This is a genomic window from Ensifer sp. Root31 (assembly GCF_001424825.1).
In the GTDB taxonomy this organism is placed as follows: Bacteria; Pseudomonadota; Alphaproteobacteria; order Rhizobiales; family Rhizobiaceae; genus Ensifer; species Ensifer canadensis.
This window is the reverse complement of sequence record NZ_LMCO01000009.1, coordinates 71,758-98,651: the sequence shown is the minus strand read 5'-3', so window position 1 is coordinate 98,651 and position 26,894 is coordinate 71,758. Positions and strand designations below refer to the sequence as shown.

General features: G+C 62.5%; 21 protein-coding genes. 13 read left to right on the top strand and 8 right to left on the bottom strand.

What is annotated here, in order from left to right; genetic code table 11:
• Positions 1 to 29: 29 nt before the first annotated feature.
• Positions 30 to 1,640, bottom strand: a complete 1,611-nt coding sequence (locus tag ASD00_RS10610) for a phosphoenolpyruvate carboxykinase (protein WP_025425347.1) — start codon at positions 1,638 to 1,640, stop codon at positions 30 to 32.
• A gap of 329 nt (positions 1,641 to 1,969) precedes the next feature.
• Between ASD00_RS10610 and chvI the strand changes: the two genes are divergently transcribed.
• From chvI to trxA, 12 genes are all read left to right on the top strand, one after another.
• A complete protein-coding gene (gene chvI, locus ASD00_RS10605) occupies positions 1,970 to 2,698 on the top strand; it encodes a two-component system response regulator ChvI (RefSeq protein WP_025425346.1) in 729 nt (242 codons plus the stop codon).
• 228 nt (positions 2,699 to 2,926) lie between these two features.
• Positions 2,927 to 4,708 carry a sensor histidine kinase gene (locus ASD00_RS10600; protein ID WP_025425345.1) on the top strand — a complete coding sequence of 594 codons (1,782 nt, stop codon included), beginning with the start codon at positions 2,927 to 2,929 and terminating at the stop codon, positions 4,706 to 4,708.
• A gap of 29 nt (positions 4,709 to 4,737) precedes the next feature.
• Positions 4,738 to 5,160 (top strand): serine kinase, encoded by a 423-nt coding sequence (locus tag ASD00_RS10595; RefSeq protein WP_051509138.1) that lies wholly within the window; start codon positions 4,738 to 4,740, stop codon positions 5,158 to 5,160.
• A 156-nt stretch (positions 5,161 to 5,316) separates the two neighbouring features.
• On the top strand, positions 5,317 to 5,718 hold the full coding sequence (locus tag ASD00_RS10590) for a PTS sugar transporter subunit IIA (protein WP_025425343.1): 402 nt from the start codon (positions 5,317 to 5,319) through the stop codon (positions 5,716 to 5,718).
• A complete protein-coding gene (locus ASD00_RS10585; RefSeq protein ID WP_025425342.1) occupies positions 5,715 to 6,008 on the top strand; it encodes an HPr family phosphocarrier protein in 294 nt (97 codons plus the stop codon). The genes ASD00_RS10590 and ASD00_RS10585 overlap by 4 nt, the downstream gene beginning before the upstream one ends.
• Before the next feature lie 168 nt (positions 6,009 to 6,176).
• Positions 6,177 to 7,577 (top strand): adenosylhomocysteinase, encoded by a 1,401-nt coding sequence (gene ahcY / locus ASD00_RS10580; RefSeq protein ID WP_025425341.1) that lies wholly within the window; start codon positions 6,177 to 6,179, stop codon positions 7,575 to 7,577.
• A gap of 306 nt (positions 7,578 to 7,883) precedes the next feature.
• Complete coding sequence (locus tag ASD00_RS10575; RefSeq protein WP_057206490.1) at positions 7,884 to 10,364, top strand: PAS domain-containing sensor histidine kinase; 2,481 nt, start codon at positions 7,884 to 7,886, stop codon at positions 10,362 to 10,364.
• Positions 10,364 to 11,875, top strand: coding sequence for a tRNA (adenosine(37)-N6)-threonylcarbamoyltransferase complex ATPase subunit type 1 TsaE (tsaE, locus tag ASD00_RS10570; protein ID WP_025425339.1), 1,512 nt, complete (start codon positions 10,364 to 10,366; stop codon positions 11,873 to 11,875). Before ASD00_RS10575 ends, tsaE begins: the two co-directional genes overlap by 1 nt.
• Positions 11,876 to 11,885: 10 nt before the next feature.
• The gene (locus ASD00_RS10565) at positions 11,886 to 12,617 is read left to right on the top strand and encodes a nucleotidyltransferase family protein (RefSeq protein ID WP_025425338.1); all 732 of its coding nucleotides are present in this window, start codon (positions 11,886 to 11,888) and stop codon (positions 12,615 to 12,617) included.
• A 2-nt stretch (positions 12,618 to 12,619) separates the two neighbouring features.
• Entirely contained in the window at positions 12,620 to 15,799 is a 3,180-nt protein-coding gene (gene addB, locus ASD00_RS10560) for a double-strand break repair protein AddB (RefSeq protein ID WP_057206489.1), read from the top strand.
• Complete coding sequence (gene addA / locus ASD00_RS10555) at positions 15,789 to 19,358, top strand: double-strand break repair helicase AddA (RefSeq protein WP_057206487.1); 3,570 nt, start codon at positions 15,789 to 15,791, stop codon at positions 19,356 to 19,358. The genes addB and addA overlap by 11 nt, the downstream gene beginning before the upstream one ends.
• Before the next feature lie 86 nt (positions 19,359 to 19,444).
• A complete protein-coding gene (gene trxA / locus ASD00_RS10550) occupies positions 19,445 to 19,768 on the top strand; it encodes a thioredoxin (RefSeq protein ID WP_025425335.1) in 324 nt (107 codons plus the stop codon).
• Positions 19,769 to 20,004: 236 nt separating this feature from the next.
• On the opposite strand, the gene ASD00_RS10545 is transcribed toward trxA, so the two are convergent.
• From ASD00_RS10545 to ASD00_RS10525, 5 genes are read right to left on the bottom strand one after another with little or no spacing between them, the layout of a single operon-like run.
• Entirely contained in the window at positions 20,005 to 21,348 is a 1,344-nt protein-coding gene (locus ASD00_RS10545; RefSeq protein WP_025425334.1) for a folylpolyglutamate synthase/dihydrofolate synthase family protein, read from the bottom strand.
• Positions 21,349 to 21,375: 27 nt separating this feature from the next.
• The gene (gene accD / locus ASD00_RS10540; RefSeq protein ID WP_057206485.1) at positions 21,376 to 22,293 is read right to left on the bottom strand and encodes an acetyl-CoA carboxylase, carboxyltransferase subunit beta; all 918 of its coding nucleotides are present in this window, start codon (positions 22,291 to 22,293) and stop codon (positions 21,376 to 21,378) included.
• Between the two features lie 50 nt (positions 22,294 to 22,343).
• Positions 22,344 to 23,183, bottom strand: coding sequence for a tryptophan synthase subunit alpha (trpA, locus tag ASD00_RS10535; protein WP_025425332.1), 840 nt, complete (start codon positions 23,181 to 23,183; stop codon positions 22,344 to 22,346).
• A gap of 5 nt (positions 23,184 to 23,188) precedes the next feature.
• Positions 23,189 to 24,409: a tryptophan synthase subunit beta gene (gene trpB, locus ASD00_RS10530; RefSeq protein WP_025425331.1), complete on the bottom strand. Its 1,221-nt coding sequence runs from the start codon at positions 24,407 to 24,409 to the stop codon at positions 23,189 to 23,191.
• A complete protein-coding gene (locus ASD00_RS10525; protein ID WP_025425330.1) occupies positions 24,406 to 25,080 on the bottom strand; it encodes a phosphoribosylanthranilate isomerase in 675 nt (224 codons plus the stop codon). The genes trpB and ASD00_RS10525 overlap by 4 nt, the downstream gene beginning before the upstream one ends.
• 131 nt (positions 25,081 to 25,211) lie before the next feature.
• Between ASD00_RS10525 and ASD00_RS10520 the strand changes: the two genes are divergently transcribed.
• Positions 25,212 to 25,412, top strand: coding sequence for a YqaE/Pmp3 family membrane protein (locus tag ASD00_RS10520; protein WP_025425329.1), 201 nt, complete (start codon positions 25,212 to 25,214; stop codon positions 25,410 to 25,412).
• A 12-nt stretch (positions 25,413 to 25,424) separates the two neighbouring features.
• Here ASD00_RS10520 and ASD00_RS10515 read toward each other — a convergent pair whose 3' ends face one another.
• A complete protein-coding gene (locus ASD00_RS10515; RefSeq protein WP_025425328.1) occupies positions 25,425 to 26,180 on the bottom strand; it encodes a SprT family zinc-dependent metalloprotease in 756 nt (251 codons plus the stop codon).
• A gap of 210 nt (positions 26,181 to 26,390) precedes the next feature.
• Positions 26,391 to 26,819: a DUF2852 domain-containing protein gene (locus ASD00_RS10510; protein WP_025425327.1), complete on the bottom strand. Its 429-nt coding sequence runs from the start codon at positions 26,817 to 26,819 to the stop codon at positions 26,391 to 26,393.
• Between the last annotated feature and the right edge of the window lie 75 nt (positions 26,820 to 26,894).

The following is a 26,894-nucleotide window of genomic DNA, read 5'->3' as shown; positions in this document are numbered from 1 at the left end:
GGTTTCACGTGAATCATAGCCAGCAATGCTTATTCGGCGGCAATCTTCGTGCCGGGAGCTGCATCGCGGACGCTGCCATCGACATGGTCTTCGAACTTGGCGAAGTTGGCGACGAACATATCGACGAGGCGACGGGCCTGAGCGTCATAGGCGTTACCATCAGCCCAGGTCGAGCGCGGATCAAGAATGCCGTCGTCGACGCCCGGTACCGAAACCGGCACGGCGAAGCCGAAGTTCGCGTCAGTGCGCAGTTCGCTAGCGTTCAGCGAACCGTCGAGGGCTGCCGCGAGCAGGGCGCGGGTCACCTTGATCGGCATGCGGCTGCCGGCGCCATAGGCACCGCCGGTCCAGCCGGTGTTGACCAGCCAGCAGGTGACGCCGTTGTTGGCGATCAGATCCTTCAGCAGGTTGCCGTATTCCGACGGGTGACGCGGCATGAACGGCGCGCCGAAGCAGGTCGAGAACGTTGCTTCCGGCTCGGTGACGCCCTTCTCGGTGCCGGCGACCTTGGCGGTGTAGCCAGACAGGAAGTGATACATCGCCTGTTCCGGCGTCAGCTTGGCGATCGGCGGCATCACGCCGAAGGCATCGGCGGTCAGCATGATGATCGTGCGCGGCTGCGGCGCGGTACCGGTTTCGCTGGCATTCGGGATGAAATCGAGCGGATAGGCGCAGCGGGTGTTTTCGGTCAGCGAACCGTCGTCGAAATCGGGAACCCGGCGTTCGTCGAGAACGACGTTCTCCATGACGGTGCCGAAGCGGCGGGTCGTCGCGAAGATTTCCGGCTCGGCCGCTTCGGAGAGACGGATGGCCTTGGCATAGCAACCGCCTTCGAAATTGAAGACGCCCTGCTCTCCCCAGCCATGCTCATCGTCACCGATCAGCGTGCGGGTCGGATCGGCCGAAAGCGTGGTCTTGCCGGTGCCCGACAGGCCGAAGAAGATGGCGGTATCGCCTTCAGGGCCGACATTGGCCGAGCAGTGCATCGGCATGACGCCCTTCTTCGGCAGCAGGTAGTTCAGAACGGTAAATACCGACTTCTTCATCTCGCCGGCATAGGACGTACCGCCGATGAGAATGAGACCGTTGGTCAGATCGCAGGCAATGACCGTTTCCGTGCGGCAGCCGTGCCGCTCGGGATCAGCCTTGAAGCTCGGCAGGTCGATGATCGTCAGCTTCGGCAGGAAGGAAGCCAGCGCACCACGCTCCGGACGGATCAGCAGGTTGCGAATGAACAGCGAATGCCAGGCAAATTCCGTGACGACGCGGGTCGGCAGGGCATTGTCCTTGTCGGCGCCGCCAACGAGATCCTGGACATAGAGCGACATGCCCTTGGCATGATCAAGCATATCCTGGCGCAGCACGGCGAAATGCTCCGGCGACAGCGGCTTGTTGTTGTCCCACCAGATCTGATCGTCGGTGGACGCATCACGAACGACGAACTTGTCCTTCGGGGAGCGGCCGGTGTGCTGACCGGTGCGCGCAACGATCGCGCCGTGCGCCGTCAGCTGAGCCTCGCCGCGGCGAATGGCTTCTTCATAAAGCTCTGGGGCTTCGAGGTTGTAGCGGACCACATCGAGATCCGTAAAGCCGAGTTTTTCCAAGCCGTTCGCTGCATTGCGAGTGCCGAGTTGCTCCATGGTCAAGCTTCCTTCGTGTTTGGCCATTGGCGTTAAATCTGGCCGGAACATACTTGCATGCTCTCTCAAAAACAAGGCGACGTCAAAAAAAGAATAATGATTTCAGTATATTAATCGATTTAAAGAAAATTATCGTTTTTTTAATCGGTTGAATCCGAGTTCCCTGCGCCATATCTGCCTCTGGGCGACGGAGTGTACGCTTGAGCGCATTTTGGGCTTCGCCACAATTTGTTCCACCTTTATACTCAAGTAACGCACCCGTGACTCGCGGTTGCCGCAGATTCGGAGACGAAACCGGCGATCGGCCTCAAATGACGGAGTTGAACACGATGCAGACCATCGCGCTTGTCGATGATGACCGGAATATCCTGACGTCCGTATCCATCGCGCTTGAAGCTGAAGGCTACAAGGTCGAGACCTATACCGACGGCGCCTCGGCGCTCGAAGGCCTATTGGCCCGACCGCCGCAGCTTGCGATCTTCGACATCAAGATGCCGCGCATGGACGGCATGGAGCTGTTGCGGCGCCTGCGTCAGAAGTCGGATTTGCCGGTGATCTTCCTGACCTCCAAGGACGAGGAAATCGACGAGCTCTTCGGCCTGAAGATGGGTGCGGACGATTTCATCACCAAGCCGTTCTCCCAGCGCCTGCTGGTCGAGCGCGTCAAGGCGATCCTGCGCCGGGCGGCCAACCGCGAAGCGGCTGCAGCCGGCGGCACCGCCGGAACACCCAAGACTTCCGACACGCCCTCGCGCTCGCTCGAGCGTGGGCAGCTGGCCATGGACCAGGAGCGCCACACCTGCACCTGGAAGAACGAGCCGGTCACGCTTACGGTGACCGAGTTTCTCATTCTTCACTCCCTCGCCCAGCGCCCGGGCGTGGTGAAGAGCCGCGACGCGCTGATGGACGCCGCCTATGACGAGCAGGTCTATGTCGACGACCGCACCATCGACAGCCACATCAAACGGCTGCGCAAGAAGTTCAAGATGGTCGACAATGACTTCGACATGATCGAGACGCTTTACGGCGTCGGCTACCGCTTCCGCGAGATGGCCTGAAGCGACGCGGGGTCTCAGCACTTGCCATCGCGTCGTTTGTGGAGCATTCAGAACCGACGCGATGGCGGCAGGCTTTGACCCGCCTCTTGGCTTGGCCGGTGGCATCGGATCCACGAGACCGAAGACCAGAAAGAACATCCGCGGATCTGCGAAACCCGACATCCGGGTGACGCCTGGTCGCAATCAGAAGATACGGCGGGGATACTCCCGCTGCGGGAGCGGAAAGACTTGGTGGAAGTCTTGCAAGGCGATGTCGATGAACTTGACGGACGGACATCGGCGAAAGGCCGGCGCTGGGCCTATTCGTTCACGCTGATTCGCCGCCTGTTCGGCAACGCCGTCTTTTCGAGCCTGACGCGACGGATCGTCTTCTTCAATCTCGTTGCGCTCGTGGTTCTGGTCGGCGGGATCATGTATCTCAACCAGTTTCGCGAAGGGCTGATCGACGCCCGCGTCGAAAGCCTGCTGACCCAGGGCGAAATCATCGCCGGCGCCATTTCGGCTTCCGCCTCCGTCGACACCAATTCGATCACCATCGATCCTGAAAAACTGCTGGAGCTGCAGGCCGGCCAGAGCATCACGCCGCTGCCGAGCGACGAAGACCTCGATTTCCCCATCATCCAGGAACGGGTGGCTCCGGTGCTCAGGCGGCTGATCTCGCCGACCCGCACCCGCGCGCGCCTGTTCGACGCCGATGCGGATCTGCTGCTCGATTCGCGCCACCTTTATAGCGGCGGCCAGGTGCTGCGCTTCGACCTGCCGCCCGTCGATCCCGAAGCCACCGGTATCGAGGAAAAGTTCGGAAGCTGGATCAACCGCCTGCTGCAGTCGGGCGACCTGCCGCTCTACAAGGAGCCGCCGGGCGGCAACGGATCGATCTATCCGGAAGTGATGAACGCGCTGACCGGCGTGCGTGGTGCGGTGCGCCGCGTGACCGAAAAGGGCGAGCTCATCGTCTCGGTCGCCGTGCCAGTGCAGCGGTCCCGCGCCGTTCTCGGCGTGCTGCTCTTGTCCACCCAGGCCGGCGATATCGACAAGATCGTGCATGCCGAACGCCTCGCCATCATCCGCGTGTTCGGGGTAGCCGCCCTCGTCAACGTCATTCTGTCGCTGCTCTTGTCGTCGACGATCGCCAATCCGTTGCGGCGCCTTTCGGCCGCCGCCATCCGGGTGCGTCGCGGCGGTGCCAAGGAGCGCGAGGAAATTCCTGATTTCTCGTCGCGCCAGGACGAGATCGGCAATCTCTCCGTCGCGTTGCGCGAGATGACGACCGCACTCTACGACAGAATCGCGGCGATCGAGAATTTCGCCGCCGACGTCAGCCATGAGTTGAAGAATCCGCTGACGTCGCTGCGCAGCGCAGTCGAAACGCTTCCGCTCGCCCGCACCGACGAATCGAAGAAGCGGCTGATGGACGTCATCCAGCATGACGTTCGTCGCCTCGACCGCCTGATCAGCGATATCTCCGACGCCTCGCGTCTTGACGCCGAGCTTGCGCGTAGCGACGCCAAGGTGATCGACCTCGAAAAACTGCTGGGCGACCTCGTCGATATCTCGCGCCAGATCCGCAGCAAGAAGAAGCCGGTGCTGCTCGATTTCGTCATCGACCGCAAGGACAGCCCCAAGGCGCGCTTCGCCATCAACGGCTACGAACTGCGCATAGGCCAGATCATCACCAATCTGATCGAAAACGCCCGCTCCTTCGTACCCGAACAGGGCGGCCGCATCGTCGTGCGCCTGACGCGCTCCCGGTCGCGCTGCCTCGTCTATATCGAGGACAATGGTCCCGGCATCCAGGCAGAAGACATCGACCGGATCTTCGAACGCTTCTATACCGACAGGCCGGAAGGCGAAGACTTCGGCCAGAACTCCGGTCTTGGCCTGTCCATCTCCCGGCAGATTGCCGAAGCGCACGGCGGCACGCTGAAGGCCGAGAACATCATGGGTCCGGATCGGCGGATCGTCGGCGCCCGCTTCGTGCTTTCCCTGCCCGCCGAGCCGCACGCGTGACGCCGCGGCACAACATTCACGGCACGGCAATGGTTCTCGGTACGACCGGCTTTCTGGTAACCGGACCTTCCGGCATCGGCAAATCGCGGCTGGCGCTCGCCTGTATTTCGGCGGCACAGCAGATGGGACACTTTGCGGCACTGGTCGCCGACGATCGTGTCGACCTGTCAATGGAGCAGGGCCGAATAATCGCCCGTTGCCCCGCGTCGATCGAAGGCCTGATAGAGATCCGCGGCGCCGGCATTGCCAGGCTCGAGACGGTGCATGCAGCGGTAATGGATTGGGCAATCCTGCCCGTCAACGCGCCATTCGATCCGCGCATGCCGCCGGAAAACGAGGAACTTCCCCTACCCGGCGGTGGCAGCCTGCCAATTGTTCGCGTCCCCATTGAAAACGGCGTACACGTGCTTGCTGTTCTGCGTGTGCTGCTACCCGAAAAATTAGGATTTTAGCTATAGTTGCAGGCAACTGGGCTGGTTTTTCGGCATTTTTGGCTTGCACTTCGCCTTTTCCTTGCCAAGATGGCCGCCCCAACAGGTGGACGAAATTGCTGCATTGCGATATCTGACCATCAGTGAATTGCGCGTGCAGTCGGAGAAAAGATACCCATGATCGGACTTGTGCTTGTCACCCATGGCAAGCTGGCTGAGGAATTCCGGCACGCGCTCGAGCATGTTGTCGGTCCGCAAAAAGCTATCGAGACCGTTTGCATCGGCCCCGAGGACGACATGGATCAGCGTCGGCAGGATATCCTCGACGCCGTGACCAATGTCGACGAGGGCCACGGTGTCATCATTCTCACCGATATGTTCGGCGGCACGCCTTCCAATCTTGCCATCTCGGTCATGCGCAGCGGCACGGTCGAAGTCATCGCCGGCGTCAACCTGCCGATGCTGATCAAGCTGGCCGGCGTGCGTGGCGAAAGCGACATGGACAAGGCCCTGCTGGAGGCTTCCGAGGCGGGACGCAAATACATCAACGTCGCCAGCCGCGTCCTGAGTGGAAAATGATGGACCATCGCACCGACATGTTGCTGACGCGCGAGCTCCTCATCGTCAACAAACGCGGCCTCCACGCCCGCGCTTCGGCGAAGTTCGTACAAACGGTCGAGGCCTACGATGCCGAAATCACGGTGTCGAAGGACGGCAGCACCGTCGGGGGCACCTCGATCATGGGCCTGATGATGCTGGCCGCCAGCACCGGCTCAAGCGTTTGCGTCACCGCCAGCGGTGCGCAGGCCGAAGAAGCGCTGAATGCGCTCGACGCGCTTGTGCGCGACAAGTTCGGCGAAGAAATGTGACCGACAATATAAAGATATAAAGACTTCTTTATATCGAGGTTGCCCTGCCCCAGGATTCCTGATAGATCGATCGCACTCTCACCGCGATGACATGCGCGGGAGGCATAGTCGTGCCGCCGGATGGCCAGAGGGCCAGAGCGGCTTGAAGAGATCAGCCTGGAGAATTTCATGACCACCACTCAGGATTACATCGTCGCCGACATCGGTCTTGCCGATTTCGGACGCAAGGAAATCACGATCGCCGAAACCGAGATGCCGGGCCTGATCGCCTGCCGCGAAGAGTTCGGCGCCTCCAAGCCGCTGAAGGGCGCGCGGATCACCGGTTCGCTGCACATGACCATCCAGACGGCCGTGCTGATCGAGACGCTCGCGGCTCTCGGCGCTGACATCCGTTGGGCCTCGTGCAACATCTTCTCGACCCAGGACCACGCAGCCGCAGCAATTGCTGCCAGCGGCATCCCGGTCTTCGCCGTCAAGGGCGAAACGCTTGAAGAATACTGGACCTACACCGACAAGATCTTCCAGTGGACCGACGGCGGCGTCTCCAACATGATCCTGGACGACGGTGGCGACGCGACCATGTACATCCTGCTCGGCGCCCGCGCCGAAGCCGGCGAGGACGTTCTCTCCAACCCGGGTTCGGAAGAAGAAGAGATCCTGTTCGCGCAGATCAAGAAGCGCCTCCAGGCTTCGCCGGGCTGGTTCACCAAGCAGCGTGACGCCATCAAGGGCGTGACCGAGGAAACGACGACAGGCGTCAACCGTCTGTACCAGCTCCAGGCCAAGGGCCTGCTGCCCTTCCCGGCAATCAACGTCAACGATTCCGTCACCAAGTCGAAGTTCGACAACAAGTACGGCTGCAAGGAATCGCTGGTTGACGGCATCCGCCGCGGCACCGACGTGATGATGGCCGGCAAGGTTGCCGTTGTCTGCGGCTACGGCGACGTCGGCAAGGGCTCGGCTGCTTCGCTCAGCGGCGCTGGCGCCCGCGTAAAGGTCACGGAAGTCGACCCGATCTGCGCCCTGCAGGCAGCCATGGACGGTTTCGAAGTCGTCCAGCTCGAAGATGTTGTTTCGTCTGCCGACATCTTCATCACCACGACCGGCAACAAGGACGTCATCCGCATGGACCACATGCGCGAGATGAAGGACATGGCGATCGTCGGCAACATCGGCCACTTCGACAACGAAATTCAGGTCTCCGCGCTGCGTAACCTGAAGTGGACGAACATCAAGCCGCAGGTCGACATGATCGAGTTCCCGAAGGGCAACCGCATGATCCTTCTGTCGGAAGGTCGCCTGCTCAACCTCGGCAACGCCACCGGTCACCCGTCCTTCGTGATGTCCGCTTCGTTCTCCAACCAGGTGCTGGCTCAGATCGAGCTTTTCACCAAGGGTGAGAACTACAAGAACGAAGTCTACGTTCTGCCGAAGGCGCTCGACGAGAAGGTTGCCCGCCTGCACCTGAACAAGCTGGGCGCGAAGCTCTCCGAGCTGTCGCGCGAACAGGCCGACTATATCGGCGTCGGCCAGCAGGGTCCGTTCAAGCCGGAACACTACCGGTACTAATCGTTACCCGGGCAATCCACAACATGTTGTGGCCGCGTTCTTGACAAGAGAGCGCGGCCTCTTTTTTGGGCAGCTCCCTTCCCGGCGATTCGTCAACGAAGTATGCTCTAACCCATTGATTCGTGATGCCGGTGCGGACCTTCGGGCATTGCGAGTGGGATGTCTTGTCGGCAAGCGGCAAACAGACGGAGACAGACCGGGGATGCAATCAGAACTGACGCGAACCCTTCAACCGGGTATCGCCGGAACTGCGCATGGCACTACAGGGCCGGCAGCACCCTTCGGGCAGACGGGGACGGCAGCGCCATGACAACAGCACAACAAACCTCATCGGGCGGTCGCCGCAAAGGTCCGGTATATCTCCGCCGCCTGATGGCTTGCACGGCGCTTTTCGCTGCGACCGATGCGGTCGCCCAGGTCTCGGCGCAGAAGGCGAATATCTTCGGTTCGTCGGAGGTCATCACCTTCTCCGTCCTCATCGGCGTCATTTCCGCGGCGATGATCTCGGCAATCTGGCTGATCCGCCAGCGCGGCAATATCGAGGCTGAAAACCGCGAGCTGCGATCCGACCTTTCGGACGCCAATCAGCGCCTCTCGCGCTTCCAGGCGCTCATTGCCGACAAGAACCGCCGCATCGTCATCTGGGATGGGCTTGCCGAGCGGGCCGAGTTGCTCGGCCAGTTGCCGGCAGAAACCGGCGCGCCTGCAGACGATCGCGAGTTCCTGGCCTTTGGGCGCTGGATTAAGGCGAATTCCGCCAGCGAGCTCGAAAAGGCGATCGACGCCTTGCGCACGCAGGCACGCAGCTTCGATCTGGTGCTCGAAACGACGCGCAACGAAGTCCTGGAGGCACAAGGCCGCGTTTCCGGCGGACGCGCTTTTGTGCGCTTCATCGCGCTTAACAACATGCGGGCTGAACTGGCTGAACTGAAGCTCGAACGCGATCGCCTCAACAACTCGCTGACGTCCTTCCGCACCCTGCTCGACGCGATCGACCTGCCGGTCTGGCAGCGCGGCACCGATGGAGCGCTGAGCTGGGTCAACGAGGCCTATGCCGACGCCGTGGAAGCCCCCAACGTCGCTGCAGCCATCGCCGAGGGCCGTGAACTGCTGGCGACCGTGGCACGCGAAAAAATACGCGCCGTCTCGACCTTCGACACGCCATTCCGAGACAAGCTGTCGACCGTGGTCAAGGGCAACCGCACATTCTTCGACGTCGTCGACGCACGCAGCCCGGCCGGAACGACCGGCATTGCCATCGACGTCTCCGGCGTCGAGGCTGTGCGGGAAGAACTCAATCGCACGCTCAAGAGCCACGCGGAAACGCTTGACCATCTCGCAACGCCGGTCGCAATCTTCGACGGCAATCAGCGCCTGCAATTCTACAACCAGGCCTTCCAGCGCCTCTGGAACCTGGACATGGGCTTCCTCGAGCGCAAGCCGGACAATGGCGAAGTGCTCGACCGTCTGCGCTCGGGCGGACAGCTGCCCGAACAGCTCAACTGGAAACAGTGGAAGGCGAACGCGCTCTCCGTCTACCAGGCGCTCGATACGCAATCCGACCTCTGGCACCTGCCGAACGGCCAGACGCTACGGGTATTCGCAACGGCACGGCCGCAAGGCGGCGTCACGTGGGTATTCGAGAACCTAACCGAGAAGGTCGATCTGGAAACCCGCTACAACACGCTGGTCCAGGTCCAGGGCGAAACGATCGACCATCTGGCCGAAGGCGTTGCGGTGTTCGGTCCCGATGGCCGCATCCGGCTTTCCAACCCGGCCTTTCGCGCGACCTGGGGCATCAACGAGACCGAGGCGAAGCCAGGCACGCATATCCGCGCGATCGAGCAGGCCTGCCTCATGTCCTACGACCAGCCGGACGGCTGGAAGCGGTTCTCCCATATCATCACCAGTTTCGACGACGAACGGCCCTCGAGTCGAGGCATTCTTGAACTTCGAACCGGGCTGATCCTCGACTACGCCGTCATTCCGCTGCCAAACGCCCAGACGATGCTGACCTTCGTCAACATCACCGACAGCGTGCGGGTCGAACGGGCACTGACCGAGAAGAACGATGCGCTGCGCAAGGCGGATGCGCTGAAGAACGACTTCGTTCATCACGTGTCCTACGAGCTGCGCTCGCCGCTTACCAACATCATCGGTTTTGCCGATTTGCTGAAGACGCCTGCCTTTGGTGACCTCAACGATCGGCAGGCGGAATATGTCGATCACATCGCCACGTCCTCGTCGCTGCTTTTGACCATCGTCAACGACATTCTCGATCTTGCGACCGTCGACGCCGGCATCGTCGAGCTCGACATGTCGGAAATCAATCTTACCGACTTCCTCGACGACATCGCCCATCAGATGGCTGACCGACTGGTCGAGGGCGGCGTCACACTGCGCGTTGCGGCACCCGACAACCTCGGACGCATGGTCGCCGACCAGCAGCGGCTGAAGCAGATTTTCGTCAAGCTGCTCACCAACGCCGCCAACTTTGCTCCTGACGGTAGTGTCATCGAGCTTTCGTGCCGGCGCGACGGTGGAGACTTCGTCTTTTCCGTTTCGGACAGCGGACCGGGCATTCCCCAGGACGTGCTCGATACGGTGTTCAACCGCTTCGAAAGCCACGGTCAGCGCGGCGGCGCCGGCCTTGGCCTGTCGATCGTCGAGAGCTTCGTCAGCCTTCACCACGGCACCGTGTCGATCCGCAGCCGTGAGGGCGAAGGCACCGAGGTCAGCTGCCGTATCCCTTCGGCAGAGGTCCCGAAGATCGTCGCGGCGGAATAATGAAGCCGATCGAACGCTTCCTGAAGGACGAGGCAGCCACGATCCAGCTTGGCGAAGACCTGGCTCTGGCGCTGAAAGTCGGCGACTGCCTGGCTCTCTCGGGTGATCTTGGGGCCGGAAAGTCGACCTTGGCACGCGCCTTCCTGCGCGCCGTCGCCGATGACGACGGGCTGGAAGTCCCGAGCCCGACATTTACGCTGGTGCAGAGCTACGACCTGCGCATTCCCGTGGCGCATTTCGATCTCTATCGGCTGGCAGATGCCAGCGAACTCGATGAGCTGGGCTTCGACGAGGCGCTGTCTCTGGGCGTCTGCCTGGTCGAATGGCCGGAGAGGGCCGACGGGGCGTTGCCTTCCGACAGGATCGTGCTGCAGATCACCCATGAGGCGGCCGGACGAACCGCCAGCATCGCCGGCCCCGAAGATGCCCTGCAGCGCATTACCCGCTCGCTGGCGATCCGCGATTTCCTCGCAGGTAACGGATTTGCGGACGCGCGCCGACGTCACCTGAGCGGCGATGCCTCGGTGCGAGCATACGAACGGGTCGACGGCCGAGACGGCCTTCCGAGCCGGATCCTGATGGATGCCGCGCGGCATAAGCCCGGTCCGATCCTCCAGGATGGCAGGTACTACCAGCAACTCGCGCATATCGCCGAAGATGTGATCCCCTTCGTCGCCATCGACGAGCTCCTCAGAGAACGGGGCTTTGCAGCACCTGTGATCTACGCACGCGATCTCGACCAGGGAATTCTGCTGATCGAGGACCTCGGCTCCGAAGGAGTACTCGACGAGGCCGGGAAGCCGATCGAGGCACGCTACGTCGAAAGCGCGCGCTTGCTCGCCCGACTTCACGCCACCCCGGCAAGGCGTGACATCGCGCTCTCCGGCGGCGTAGAGCACCATATCCCTGATTTCGACCGGAGGGCGATGAAGATAGAGACCCGGCTGCTCACCGACTGGTACCTGCCGTGGAAACGCGGCGAGCCGGCGACGGAACAGGAAAAGCAGGAATACGCGGCGATCTGGGACGACCTCATCGACCTCATCGCGACGTCGGAGAAGAACCTGCTCCTGCGCGACTTTCACTCGCCGAACATCATCTGGCGTCCCGAGCACGAGGGTCTCCAGCGTGTCGGCCTGATCGACTTCCAGGATGCGATGATTGGCCCGACGGCCTATGACGTGGCGTCACTGGTGCAGGACGCTCGGGTGACGATCGAACCGGCACTGGCAAGCCGCATGATGGATGCCTATCTCGGCGACCGCCGCGCTGCCGGTTCGTTCGACGAGGCCCTGTTCCTTCGCGACTGGCATCTGATGTCGGCGCAGCGCAACTGCAAGCTCGTCGGCATCTGGGTGCGGCTGATGCAGCGCGACGGCAAACCCGGCTATATGAAGCATATGCCGCGCACTTTCGCCTATCTCGAAGTCGCTCTCATGCACGAAGCGCTGAAACCCTTGCGCGACTGGTGTATGAAGACGGGAATCATCGTGCCAGAATCAGCGAACTGACAGAGAAGCAATGTCGATCAGCAATGCGATGGTGCTCGCGGCGGGCCTCGGTACCCGTCTACGCCCGATCACCAACTCCATCCCGAAGCCACTGGTGAAGATCGCCGGCAAGCCGATGATCGACTATGTTCTGGATCTGCTGGTGAACGCCGGCGTCACCAGGGCAGCCGTCAACGTCCACCACTTCGCCGACCAGATGGAAGCACATCTGGCGCAGCGCCCGGCGCCCGAAATCGTGATTTCCGACGAACGCGATGCGCTGATGAATTCGGGCGGTGGCCTGGTCAAGGGGCTGAAGCTGCTTGCCGATGGCCCCGTTCTGGTGATGAACGCCGATCTCTTCTGGGTTGGCGAGGAAGCGGGCAAGCCCAGCAATCTCGAGCGGCTCGCCGGCTTCTTCGATCCGCAGCGCATGGACATGGCACTGCTTTGCGTGCGCGACGAGGATACGACCGGGCACAACGGCAAGAGGGACTTTTCGCTCGGCACCGACGGCCGTCTGGTCCGCTATGCCGAGGGCATGGACAATCCCGTGGTCTATGCCGGCGCGATCGCGCTCGACAAGAAACTGTTTGCCGACGCGCCGGATGATGCGTTCAACCTGAACATCTATTTCGATCGGGCGATCGCCGAAGGCCGATTGTTCGGCATCGTGCTCGACGGCCACTGGATGACTGTGGGCACGCCAGAGGCGATCGAAGACGCTGAAGCCGCGATCCGCCGCTACCAGCCGGAAGGATGAGCATGTCCTATCGCGGAACCAACGTCTTTACGATTCCGCCGGGCCTGCCCTTCCTGAAGACACTTGCGCGCAAACTCTGCGACGGGACGCTGACGCCGGATTTTCGCTACGATCCCGCGGATCCGCTGCCGCTTGCCGGCGTGACGATTTTCGTCCCGACGCGTCGGTCCGCCCGCGTGCTGCGCTCCGAATTCGTCGATCTGCTCGGCGGCCGTTCGGCAATCCTGCCGACGATCCGGGCACTCGGCGAAACCGATGACGACAGCGGCTTCTTCGATGCGGAAGTGCCGGCGATCTTGGACCTGGCGCCGCCCCTTCCCGGCACCGCCCGCCTGATCGAACTTGGCCGGCTTATCCTTGCCTGGCGAAACCGCCTGCCGAAGGTGGTGCTCGACATTCACGCGGAAAGCCCACTGATCGCCCCCGCAAGCCCGGCGGACGCCATCTGGCTGGCGCGCAATCTGGCCGAACTCATCGATGCGATGGAGACGGAAGAACTCGACTGGGAGCAGCTCGACAGTCTCGATGCCGGCGAACATGCGCTGTGGTGGCAGCTGACGCTCGAGTTCCTGAAAATCGCCCGCACCTATTGGCCGGAGCGGCTGGAAGAACTCAAACAATCCTCGCCGGCACGACATCGCAACGCCATCCTGCAGGCCGAGACCCAGCGCATTGCCGCGGGCGCGCTTCAAGGGCCGATCGTCATTGCCGGTTCGACCGGCTCCATCCCGGCGACGGCCGCCCTGATTGCCGCGGTTCAGAAGCTGTCCAACGGCACGATCGTGCTGCCGGGGCTCGACCAGACGATGACCGACGCCGAATGGGGCATGATCGTCGGCGAGACCGTCACCGGCGGCAGATCCGATCCGGCCAGCCGCAGCCACCCGCAATACGGCTTTCACCGCCTGCTGCAACGCATGCAGGTGGAACGCCGCGATATCCCGACCCTCGACCAGGCCGATGCAGGGCTCATCGATCGCAGCGAAATCCTGTCGCATGCGCTTTTGCCCGCCAAGGCGACGAATGGCTGGACTGAAACCCGCAACGAACTTAAGCCCGAAACATTGCAACGGGCCTTTGGCGACGTCGCCCTGATCGAAACCGCCAATGAGCGCGAGGAGGCGACGGCGATCGCGATCGCACTGCGGCTGGCGCTTGAGGGAAGCGACGACAGCCAGGCGGCCCTGATCACCCCCGACCGCAATCTTGCGCGCCGTGTCGGCGCGGAGCTGGCACGTTTCGATATCGAGGCCGACGATTCCGCCGGCACGCCGCTCGCCTCTACGCCTGCCGGCACGCTGATGCGGCTTCTGCTGGAGGCAAGTCTCAGGCCCGGCGATCCGGTACCGTTGGTCGCTTTGTTCAAGCATCCCCTAGCCCGCTTCGGCCTGCCGCAGACGGAGATGCGCCGCAGCGCCGATGTGCTGGAGCGCTTGGCGCTGCGCAGCGGCACCGATATCGCCGACATTTCGCTTCTGGTGCCGCTGCTCGAACAGGCAGCCGGCCATCACAGGACGGACCGCCATCCCCCGGAATGGCGGATCGGCATTACCGAGGACGACATTCTCGCCGCGAGGGGCCTCGCAGCGCGGGTAAAGGTGGCAACGGACCCACTCGCCGGCGCGCTGGTGCGGCGCAGCCATGGCCGCCGCCCCTTCTCCGAGATATTTACCTTTGCCGAATGGGCGACACGAACCGGCCAGGCGCTGGAGGCCGTCTGCGGCGACGAGCGCGCCGACCTCAGCGGTCTATGGTCCGGCGAGGCAGGCGAAGCCTTGGCGACGCTGCTGCGCGGCATCATCGAGACCGAAGGCCAGATGGATGCCGACGGACCGCAATGGTGCGACATCATGGAGGCGCTTGCCGCCAGTGAGGCGGTCAAGCCGCGCTCGATGCGCCACCCCCGCGTCTTCATCTTCGGCGCGCTGGAATCGCGCCTGCAGAGCATGGATCTCGTGGTGCTTGGCGGCATGAACGAAGGCAACTGGCCGGGGCAAACCGCCAATGATCCCTTCCTTTCCCGAACGATGAAAACCGGGATCGGCCTCGAGCCGCCCGAACGCCGCATCGGCCAGCTCGCCCACGACTTCCAGATGGCGTGCGGCACCCGCAAGCTGATCTTCACCCGCTCGATGCGCCAGGGATCGGCGCCGACCGTCGCATCGCGATGGCTGCAGCGGCTGCTGGCGCTGGGCGGCAAGCGGCTGGCAGAGAACCTGCGATCGAACGGCAGCGACTATCTCCTGTGGGCGCGGATGCTCGACAAGGGTGGGCGTCAGGCCTTGGCCGAGCGCCCGGCACCCAAGCCGCCGGTCGACCTGCAGCCACGCAAATATTCGTTCAGCGAAGTCTCGCGGCTTCGCCGCGATCCCTATTCGATCTACGCGCGCCGGATCCTGCGTCTGCATCCGCTCGACCCGTTCAATCGCGATCCGGGCGCGTCAGAACGCGGCACGCTCTATCACCGCATCGTCGATCGTTTCGTGCGCGGCGGCTTCGACATCCTGTCCGCGGCTGCAGAAGAGGCGATGGGCCGCCTGCTCAATGAAGCCTTCGACGAAGAACGGCTGCCCGCCCATATCGACACCATATGGCGGCCACGCTTTGCAGCGGTCGGCAAGGCGTTCGTCGCCTGGGAACGGGAGCGTGCGCGGTTTATCCGCAAGCCGTTGACCGAAGTTGCGGCATCGATGGAGATCGGGGTGGTGGATATTCGCCTGACGGGGATCGCCGACCGGCTCGACACGATGACCGACGGGACGGTGGAAATCATCGATTACAAGACCGGCTCCAGCCCGTCGATCAAGGAAGCCCGCGTGCTGCTCGATCCGCAGCTGGCGCTGGAAGCGGCAGCGCTGAAAGCCGGTGCGTTCAAGGGCATGGGTCCCGGCCACCCGCAATCGCTGCTCTATGTCCGGTTGAAGCCCGGCTCCCGCTTCAAGGTCGAGACCGTCAACAACGAAAACAGCCGCGCCAAGGAAACGAAATCGGCCGATCAGCTGGCGGACGACGCCCTGACTGAGCTTAGAAAGCTGCTGACCGCCCTGATGTCGGGCAGACATGGCTTTGCCTCACGACTGATCGTGCAGAAGGAACGCGACTACGGCGGTGAATACGACCATCTGGCCCGGGTTGCGGAATGGTCGACAGCCGACAGCGAGGATGACAGCGATGAGGGATGAAAGCGCCGGCCCCGACGAAAGGACGCCCGAAGCCTGGCTCGACTGGACGTCGCGCCGGCAGTCGCTCGCCTCCGATCCCGCTCGCTCCGCCTGGGTTTCAGCCAATGCCGGGTCGGGCAAGACCCACGTTCTGACGCAGCGCGTCATCCGGCTGCTGCTTGCGGGCTGCAGGCCTTCGGCCATTCTGTGCCTGACCTATACCAAGGCGGCGGCTTCGGAAATGTCGAACCGCGTGTTCGAACGCCTTGCCGAATGGGTGACGCTCGACGACGAGGCGCTGGAAAAGCGGATCGAAACCATCGAGGGCGAGTTGCCCTCGCGGCTGAAGCTCCAGGAGGCGCGGCGGCTGTTTGCGCGCGCGCTCGAAACGCCGGGTGGCCTGAAGATCCAGACCATCCACGCCTTCTGCGAGGCGCTGTTGCACCAGTTTCCGCTCGAGGCAAACGTTGCCGGGCATTTCTCGGTTCTCGACGACCGGGCGGCGGCCGTGCTGCTGGCAGACGCGCGCCGTGCCCTCTTGACCGCGACAACGGCTGACGGCGATGCACCGCTTGCCGATGCCTTTGCCACCGTGCTCGAGCTTGCCGACGACACCGGGCTTGAAAAACTGCTGGGTGCGATCGTCTCCAACCGCACGGCGATACAGGCATTTCTCGACCATGCTGACCTCCATGGCGGCGTCGCCGTGCAACTGCACGCGGCACTCAGGCTTGAACCTGAAGACAGCGTCGAGCGCATCCTCGAAAGCGTCTGGCCGCTTCCCGGCCTTAACGGCCCGGCCCTCGAACGCTACCTTGGATTGGCTGCCAGCGCCGGCGGCGCCAAGGTGCTCGATTTCGCCGAGGGGCTTCGCGCAACGGCGAAGCTTGTCGATCCGATGGCCCGATACGAGGGGCTGCAGGAGCTGTTCTTTACCGGCACCGGCAAGCCGCGCGCCGAATCGGCCTTCGTAAACAAGGCCATGCTCCAGGCCGCGCCGGATCTGATTGAGCTGGTCGAAGCCGCCCGCGATCATGTCGTCGCCTGCGCCGACCGGCTGAGCATCATCCAGATGTACGAGGCGACACTCTCGGCGCTGACGCTCGCCGATCGGCTCAACAACGACTATGAAGCGCTGAAGCGCACCCGCAGCCAGCTCGACTTCGAGGACCTGATCAATCGCACCGCAAGCCTGTTTGCGCGCGGCGACGTCAGCGCCTGGGTTCACTACAAGCTGGACCAGGGCATCGACCATATCCTTGTCGACGAAGCCCAGGATACGAGCCCGACGCAATGGACGATCATCCAGGCGCTGGCGGCGGAATTCTTCTCGGGCGACAGTGCGCGCGGCAACGAGCGCACCATGTTTGCCGTCGGTGACGAGAAGCAATCGATCTACTCGTTCCAGGGCGCACGCCCCGAGCGTTTCTCGCGCGAAAGCATCGAGACCGAGCGGCGCGTGCGAGACGGCGGCAAGGCGTTCAGTCCGATCCGCCTGCAGCTCTCCTTCCGCTCCACCGTCGACGTGCTCTCCGCCGTCGATACCGTCTTTGCCAACCCGGCGCATGCGCGTGGGCTGAGCGCCCGGAACGAAGCGGTCGTGCACGCCTCGAACCGCATCGGCCATCCCGGCGCCGTCGACATCTGGGATGTGATCGCGGCCGAGCCGACGGCGACCGACGACGAATGGACGGCCCCCTTCGATGCCACGCCGGAAACGGCACCGGTCAACATTTTGGCACGGCGCATTGCCGCCGTACTCGATAGCTGGATCGGGCGCGAGACCATCATCGAAAAGGGCGTGCGCCGCGCCATGCGCCCGGGCGATGTCATCGTGCTCGTCCGGAAGCGCGACGCCTTTGTCAATGCGCTGACCCGCGCCCTGAAGCGGCGCAGCGACATCCCCGTCGCCGGTGCCGACCGGCTGGTTCTGACGAGCCATATCGCCATCCAGGACCTGCTGGCGCTCGGGCGCTTCATGCTGCTGCCGGAGGACGACCTGTCGCTCGCGGCGCTGTTAAAGAGCCCGCTGTTTAACCTCGACGAAGACATGCTTTTCGAACTCGCTGCCCGACGGGACGAAGGCGCTAGCCTCTGGCAGAGGCTGCAGGAATCCGGCGCCATCGAAGGCTCCCCACATGAGGGAACCGTCAAGGCGCTTCTTCGTTATGCCGCCCTTTCTCAACAATTGGCCCCGCATGATTTCTATGCCCGCGTGCTTGGCGTTCATGGTGGGCGCGCGGCGTTTCTCGCCCGGCTCGGCAGCGAAGTGAGCGACATTCTCGACGAGTTCCTGACCTTTGCGCTCGAACACGAAAGAAGCGGCCTGCCCGGCCTGCAGGCTTTCGTCTCGACGCTCGAAATCGAGGCGCCGACCGTCAAGCGCGAGCAGGACAAGGAGCGCGACGAAGTCCGGATCATGACGGTGCATGCGGCCAAGGGGCTGGAGGCGCCGGTGGTGTTTCTGGTCGACGGCGGCGGCAAGCCTTTCAACTCCCAGCACGTGCCCGATCTTCGCTTCCTCGAGATGCCACTCGCCGATGGCTCGAGCTACCCGCTGCCCGTCTGGCGGGCGCCCGGTTCGGCTTCGAATTCACTCATCGCCGCCGACAGCGACCGGCTGAAGACGCTGGCCGAGGAAGAATACCGCCGGCTGCTTTATGTGGGCATGACCCGGGCTGCCGACCGGCTGGTCGTCTGCGGGTATCGCGGGCAGCGGCCAAGTGCGGACACTTGGCACGCCATCGTGCAGGCGAGCCTTTCGCAGGACGAGAATGGTCGCTGCACCCCTGTCACCTTCAAGGCGGGTGACGAAGAATGGCCAGGGCACTCCTGGCGGGAAACGCATGTGCCGCGCGAAGTGCCGTCAGGTGACGAGCTATCGGACCTCATGGCCCCCGCGAAGACCGGCCTGCCGATTGCTCTTTCGACGCCGCTGCCGCCGCCACGGCGGTTGCCGCGGCCGCTGAGCCCATCGGGCGTCGGCATTGCGGTCGATGAGGACGACGGCGACATGATCGTGAGCTCGGCGCTGTTTTCCGTGAAAACGCCAGCAAATTTCTCGATGCTGCGCGGCGCCATCCTGCACCGGCTGCTGCAGGTGCTGCCGTCGATCGCCCCGTCCGAGCGCCTGGCGGCGGCCGACCGATATCTCGCCCGCTCGGTGCCGCGTTGGCCCGAAACGCAACGCAAGCGCCTGCGTGATGCCGTCCTGCAGGTCCTCGATCGTGGTGACCTGCGCGCGCTCTTTTCCGGCGCCAGCCGCGCAGAAGTCTCGGTCATGGGCACATTGAAGCTCGCAAACCGCGAATTTGCCGTTTCCGGCCGGATCGACCGGCTGTCGGTGGCGGATGGCGTCGTCACCATTGCCGACTTCAAGACCAATCGCAGCGTGCCCGCGTCAGCCGACAACGTCCCCGCCGCCTATAAAACCCAGCTTGCGATCTATCGCGAGCTGCTGCGGCCACTTTATCCCGCGCACCGCTTCCAGTGTGCGTTGATCTTCACCGAAGGCCCCGTCATCCACGTGCTCGAGGATGCGGCACTGGACAGGAGCCTTGAAGACCTCGCGACAAAGTGAGATACCCGATATTGAAAATCCAGTGGGACAGCCTCACATGAGACACAACATCTGGACACCGACATTTCGAACGCAAGGAGCAGCCGATGGCTACTGTAAAAGTCGATACATCCAATTTTCAGCAGGAAGTGCTGAACGCCGCCGAGCCGGTGGTTGTCGATTTCTGGGCTGAATGGTGCGGCCCGTGCAAGATGATCGCGCCGAGCCTTGAGGAAATCTCCAACGAGCTCGCCGGCAAGGTCAAGGTCGTGAAGCTGAACATCGACGAGAACCCGGAGCTGGCCGCGCAATACGGCGTGCGCTCGATCCCGACGCTTGCGATGTTCAAGGCCGGTGAAGTTGCCGACATCAAGGTTGGCGCTGCTCCGAAGACGGCCCTGACGTCCTGGATTTCGACTGCGGCCGCTTAAGGCCACCACATCGAAGTGACTTCAAAGCCCGGCTTGCCGGGCTTTTTTCTTGTCAAGAGCGTTTCCGATTTATGCGGAACCGCACAAACGCTCTATCTCTTTGTTTTTACGCATTTCCTGACGGAAAACCGCTTCGCACTTTTCCTGGAAATGCTCTAGAGGAAATTGCCCGGCTGCCAATTTTCGGGCGCCAGCGCAAATGGCGGCCTGTTGCGATCCTTGTCGCAGGCAACCGATCACTTCGGTGGCGTACCGTTATCGGCAAGCACGTCGCCGACGAGATAGAGCGAACCGCCGATCAGGATGCGTGGCGGCATCGGGTCTTCGTCGACGAGATTGGCGATGACGGTCAACGCTTCGGCCACCGATGACACGGCGGACGCCTCGAAGCCGACCGAGGCCGCGTCCTGCGCCAGGGCCACCGGATCCAGACCGGCATCGGAGCCACGAATCGGCACCGTGAAGACCTGTTCGGCCAGATCAAGGAAGGCGCGGAAGTAACCGAGCTGATCCTTGGTGCTGATCATGCCGATGATCAGGAACAGCGGGCGGGACTCCCGCTCCTCGAAATTCGCCATGGCTTCGGCGATCACCTGGCCGGCACCGGGATTGTGCCCGCCATCGACCCAGATTTCCGCATCCTGCGGGCCGTAGTGACCAAGCTTGCCACCGGCAAGACGCTGCAAGCGTCCGGGCCACTCGACGCCGGCGACACCGCGCTCGATGGCCGCATCCGGCACGTCGAAACCGGCGGCGCGGACGGCGCGGATGGCCGCGGCTGCATTGGCATACTGGTGACGGCCGGGCAGCTTCGGCAGGGGAAGGTCAGACAGACCCCGCTCGTCCTGATAGACAAGGCGGCCGAATTCCTCATGCGCCATGAAGTCCTGCCCGTAGACGGACATCGGGCAGCCGAGACGCTCGGCGGTCGAGGTCAGGACGTCGCGGACGCCTTCTTCTTCCTGCTGGCCGATGACGACGGAGCAGCCACGCTTCATGATGCCGGCTTTTTCCGCTGCGATCAGTTCGACCCGGTCGCCGAGATAGGCCTGGTGATCGAGCGAGATCGGCATGATCACGGAGACCGCAGGGCGGGTTATGACATTGGTCGCGTCGAAGCGGCCACCGAGACCGACCTCGATGATCGCGACATCTGCCGGGTGTTCGGCGAAAAGAACGAAGGTAACGGCGGTCAGGATTTCGAAGACGGTGATCTTCTCGCCGCCATTGGCTTCCGCGACGCGCCGAACCGCATCGGCAAGCACGGGATCGCTGACGAGCCTGCCCTTGCCACCCTTGACGCCAAGCCGATAGCGCTCGTGCCAGTTGACCAGATGCGGCGAGGTGTGGACGTGAACGCTCAAGCCCGCGGCTTCAAGCACCGCCCGCGAGAATGCGGTGACGGAGCCCTTGCCGTTAGTGCCGGCCACGTGAATGATCGGCGGCAGCCGATCCTGCGGATTGCCGAGCGCGGCCAGAAGCCGGGTTATCCTGTCCAACGACAGGTCGAAGCCTTTCGGATGCAAGGCAAGGAGTTTTTCGATCTCATAGCCTGCTTCGCTGGCTTCCACCGCTGTCATCTCGCCCTGCCCCGATAGGATCGTATGCTATGCGCTTGCCGCAACCGGCAAAGCCGCTGGTTCTGCACCGCCGCCGTTGAGTTTTACCGCATCGGCCGGCTTCTTCATCAGGATCTTCAGCACACGGGCCAGCGTCGAGGGAATGTCATGACGCTTGACCACCATGTCGACCATGCCGTGCTCCAGCAGGTATTCCGCGGTCTGGAAGCCTTCCGGCAGCTTTTCGCGCAGGGTCTGCTCGATCACGCGCTTGCCGGCAAAGCCGATTTCGGCGCCGGGTTCGGCCAGATGGACATCGCCAAGCATGGCGTAGGAGGCGGTTACACCACCGGTGGTCGGGTTCGTCAAAACGACGATATAGGGAAGGCCCGCTTCCTTGAGCATGTTGACCGCAACGGTCGTGCGCGGCAGCTGCATCAGCGACAGGATGCCTTCCTGCATGCGGGCGCCACCGGAGGCCGGGAAGATGACCAGCGGGCACTTCTCCGCAATCGCCTTCTCGAAGGCCTTCACGATCGCTTCGCCTGCGGCCATGCCGAGCGAACCGCCGATGAAGTTGAACTCATGCACGACGCCGACGAGCTTGACGCCCTGGACGCGGCCGACACCGGCCACGATCGTATCTTCCAGCTCGGTCTTGGCGCGACTGTCACGAAGGCGATCGGAGTATTTCTTGGAGTCGCGGAACTTCAACGGATCCTGCGCCACCTTGGGCTGCGGCAGGGCTTCATAGATGCCACCGTCGAACAGATCCTTCAGTCGCGCCTTGGCCGGCATCTTCATATGGAGGCCGGATTGCGGGATGACCCATTTGTTTTCCTCGAGATCGCGGTGATACACCATCTCGCCGGTTTCCGGGCACTTGATCCAGAGATTTTCCGGAACTTCCCTGCGGCCCAGCATCGAATTGATCTTCGGCCGAACGTAGTTTGTGATCCAGTTCACTTATAGACTCCTGAAGATTTTCTTCGGGTTGTGCGCGCTAATATAGGCAATTATTCGGCTGCTGCGAGCCGTGCGGACCGCACGCCAGCCGAAAGGCCCCTTACCAACGCTTCGACACCCGGTACCGTCGCGTCCGTTGCCCTGCCCTCTTCGGTCAGGCTCGACGCGATCTGATTGACGATCGCCGTACCGACGACGACGCCATCGGCGGAAGCACCAATGGCTCTTGCATGTTCCGCCGTCTTGACGCCGAAACCGACGCAAACGGGCAGTTTCGTATGGGCCTTGATGCGCTGAACGGCACCGGCAATCAACGACGGATCCGGCAGTGCCGAGCCGGTGATGCCGTTCATCGAGACGTAGTACACGAAGCCCGAGGTATTTTCGAGAACCTTCGGCAGACGACGGTCATCCGTCGTCGGCGTCGCCAGGCGAATGAAACTGATGCCCTTCTGCAAGGCGGGGATGCAGAGTTCATCGTCCATCTCCGGTGGCAGATCGACAACGATCAGGCCATCGATGCCTGCGTCCAAAGCATCCGTCAGGAAGCGATCGACGCCGTAGATGTAGATCGGATTGTAGTAGCCCATCAGCACGATCGGCGTGCGCTGGTCTTCCTCGCGGAAACGGCGAGCGATCTCCAGCGTCTTTGCCAGCGTCTGGCCGCCCTTCAGCGCGCGCTGGCCGGCAAGCTGGATCGCCGGTCCGTCGGCCATCGGGTCCGAAAACGGCATGCCGAGTTCAATGACGTCGGCACCGGCCTTCGGCAGCGCCTTCATGATGGAAAGGGACGTTTCGAAATCGGGGTCGCCACCCATGAAATAGGTGACAAGGACCGGACGTCCTTCCGACGCCACATCGGCGAACTTTCTGTCCATGCGTGCGGTCATGATCGTTATAGCCCCATACCCAGAATCTTGCCGACGGTGAAGATGTCCTTGTCGCCGCGACCGGAGAGATTCATCAGGATGATCTCGTCCTTGCCCATCTTCGGCGCACGCTTGATGACCTCGGCCAAGGCGTGCGAGGGCTCCAGCGCCGGGATGATGCCTTCAAGGCGGGTCAGCATCTGGAATGCCTCCAGCGCCTCGTGGTCCATGATCGGCACATATTCGACGCGGCCGACATCGTTGAGCCAGGAGTGTTCCGGGCCGATGCCGGGGTAGTCGAGGCCGGCCGAAATCGAGTGGCCTTCCTTGATCTGTCCGTCGCCGTCCTGCAGCAGATAGGTGCGGTTGCCGTGGAGCACGCCCGGCGAACCGGCCGTGATCGACGCGCAATGCTCGTCGCCGTCGAGCCCCTTGCCGCCAGCCTCGACGCCGACGATCTTCACGCCTTCGTCGTCAAGGAACGAGTGGAAGATGCCGATCGCATTGGAACCGCCGCCGACGGCAGCAATGACGAGATCGGGCAGCCGGCCTTCGGCCGCAAGCATCTGTTCCTTCGCCTCCTGGCCGATGACGGCCTGAAAGTCGCGGACCATTTCCGGATAGGGATGCGGACCGGCAGCCGTGCCGATCAGGTAATAGGTGTTGTCGACATTGGTAACCCAATCGCGCAGCGCCTCGTTCATCGCATCCTTGAGCGTGCCGTTGCCGGCGGTCACCGGCTTCACCTCGGCACCCAAAAGCTTCATGCGGAAGACGTTCGGCGCCTGACGCTCGACGTCGGTCGCGCCCATGTAGACGACGCAAGGCAGGCCGAAGCGGGCGGCGACGGTGGCCGAGGCCACGCCGTGCTGACCGGCGCCGGTTTCGGCGATGATGCGCGTCTTGCCCATGCGCTTGGCAAGCAGGATCTGGCCAATGCAATTGTTGATCTTGTGCGAACCGGTGTGGTTCAACTCTTCGCGCTTGAAGTAGATCTTGGCGCCGCCGAGTTCTGCGGTCAGCCGTTCGGCGAAATAGAGCGGGCTCGGGCGACCGATATAATGCGCGCCGAGATTGTCGAGTTCGGCCTTGAAGGCCGGATCGTTCTTTGCCTTGTCCCACTCGGCCTGCAGATCGAGGATCAACGGCATCAGGGTTTCAGCAACGAAGCGGCCACCGAAAATGCCGAAACGGCCGTCTTCGTCAGGGCCCGCCCGGAAGGAATTCAGTTTTGGCGCCTCGTTCACGTCTTGCTCCCTGACCGTGCCGTAACCGCCTCCGCCTGGCGAACGGCATCGAAAAACGATTCCATGAGCTTCAGATCCTTGACGCCCGGCGCGCTCTCGACGCCGGAGGAGGTATCGATGGCGCGGGCGCGCGTCTGCGCCAGGGCCTCACCGATGTTGTTTACGTTCAAACCACCGGAAAGCATGTAATCGACGCTGCCGTCAAGCGCATCGAGCAGCTTCCAGTCGAAGGAAACACCGTTGCCGCCGGGCAATTCCGATCCTGCTGGGGGCTTTGCATCGAAGAGAAAGCGGTCGGCGATCCCGATATAGGGCTCGACCTTTTTCAGATCGTCGGCGTCGCGGATCGACAGGGCCTTCATCACCGGAAGGCCGTAGACCGCCTTGACGGTGAGCACCCTGTCGGGCGTCTCGCTGCCATGCAGCTGCAGAATGTCCGGATTAAGCGCGGCGACGATTTCATCGAGATCGTCATTGTCGGCATTGACGGTCACGGCGACGATTTTCGCCTTGCCTCGGATTCTGTCCGCCAGGCGGCCAGCGTCATCGGGTTCCAGGTTGCGCGGGCTCTTGGCGAAAAAGATGAACCCCGTGTGCGTTGCGCCGAGCGCAACTGCGCGATCCACCGCTTCCGCGGTCTTCAGCCCGCATATCTTCACTTCGGTTTTCATGAGAAGCGACCTTGCATGAAATGTCGCTGGAGTCGAGCCAAAAACCACCCTGCACACCGTCGTCCAGAGGGTGCGGCATTGCGGTGTCGGCGTGCGCTCACCATATGCATTCTATCACAACGGAGAGACGAATGCGTCTGCTGCTTGCCCTCATTCTTCCCTGGCTTCAGTTCTTCACCATCGGCCGTCCCTTTGCAGGCATCATCTGCCTCATTCTGCAGATTACCCTGATCGGCTGGGTACCGGCAGCGATCTGGTCGGTCTATGCGCTTAGCCAGTACAAGACAGACGAGAAAATTCAGGCGGCACTCGCCGGCCCCAGCCGCGGCTAATTCCAAAGCAAATCAGTCGAAGTCGATGGCGTGCAGCATCGTGCCGTTGCGCCTTAGCCAGCGCTTGGCATCGTTGGTGTCGGGGCAAAGCTTTTCGCACAGCGCCCAGAATTGAGGGCCGTGGTTCATCTCCTGGAGATGCGCGACTTCGTGTGCTGCGAGATAGGCGATGACCTTCGGCGGCGCCATGACGATGCGCCATGAGAAGCTCAGGGCGCCATCGGCCGAACAGGAGCCCCAGCGGCTGCGCGTGTCCTTCAGGCTCAGCGATTTGGGCCGCCGGCCGATCCGGCCGGCATAGACCGCGACCAGGCGATCGAGATCGTGCCGCGCTTCCTTCTTGAGAAAGTCGACGATGCGGCGGCGCAGATGTTCCTCGCCGCCGCTGACACGCAATATCGCGTCTTCGCCGACGATGATTGCCTCGGTCAAACCTCTGATTTTTCCTGACCTTTCGATCCGATGCGCGATACCGCGGATCAGGATCGAGCCGCCCTCTTCCAGTTGGCTTTCGCCGGAAAACCGCGCCAGCTTTGTCATCAACCAGCCCTGATGGCGGTTGAGGAAGGCGTTTACCTCCCGATCGGCCAGCCCTTGCGGAACCGTCAGCTTCAGCGCCCGACCGCCGGGCTCGATGCGCAGCGTCATTCGTGTGGCGCGCGAATTCTGGCGGATGGTTAGCGGAAGCATCTTGCCCGCGACTTCGATTTCTCGGGTCGTGTCGACAGGAGCCGGGGGAATGCGCCGCCGCGTGAAAGAAGGGAACATGACGGCTTTCTATCCGATTCGCGGTCTTTTCGGCTAATGCATAATTCCCTAAGGCATCAACGATCCAGGGAATTGCCAGTGCCTGATGATCGAAGCGCCTGATGATCGATAAGGATCGGCCCGTTTTCTCATCGAGAGAGACACGTGGCCCGCATGGCTGATCGCGACATCCGGCGTTTCATGTGAAACACCGGATGTCTTTTTCGTCACTCAGTTTGCCTCGAACGGGGCTACCGGTCCGGAACCGCCGTTGCGGCGTTCGCGCATGAAGCGGTCGAACTCTTCCTGGTCCTTGGCGCGGCGAAGCTCGCGCACGTAGGAATCGAATTCCTCGCGCATTTCATCGAGCTTGCGACGCTCTTCATCGAGGCGGGTAAGCTCGGCTTGGCGCCAGTCATCGAAGGCGACGTTGCCGGTGCGATGATGCTGCGTCCAGTTGGCGCGATTGCCGCGCTTGAAGGCGGAGCACATGCCATCGACCGTGCTGTTGGCGTCCTTCTTGAACGTTTTCAGTTTCTCGCCGAAGAGGATGTAGGCGAGCATGGCCAGGCCGAGAGGCCAGAAGACCACGAAACCGAGCACCATCAATGCAATGGTCGCGGGCGTCCAATCCGGACGGATCAATGCAGATTGGTTCATCTTCAGGATTCCTCGCAATCACCCGGGCCACCCATTGCGGCCCGGTGAAAACGATGTGGGAAGGCGGGCTTTCGA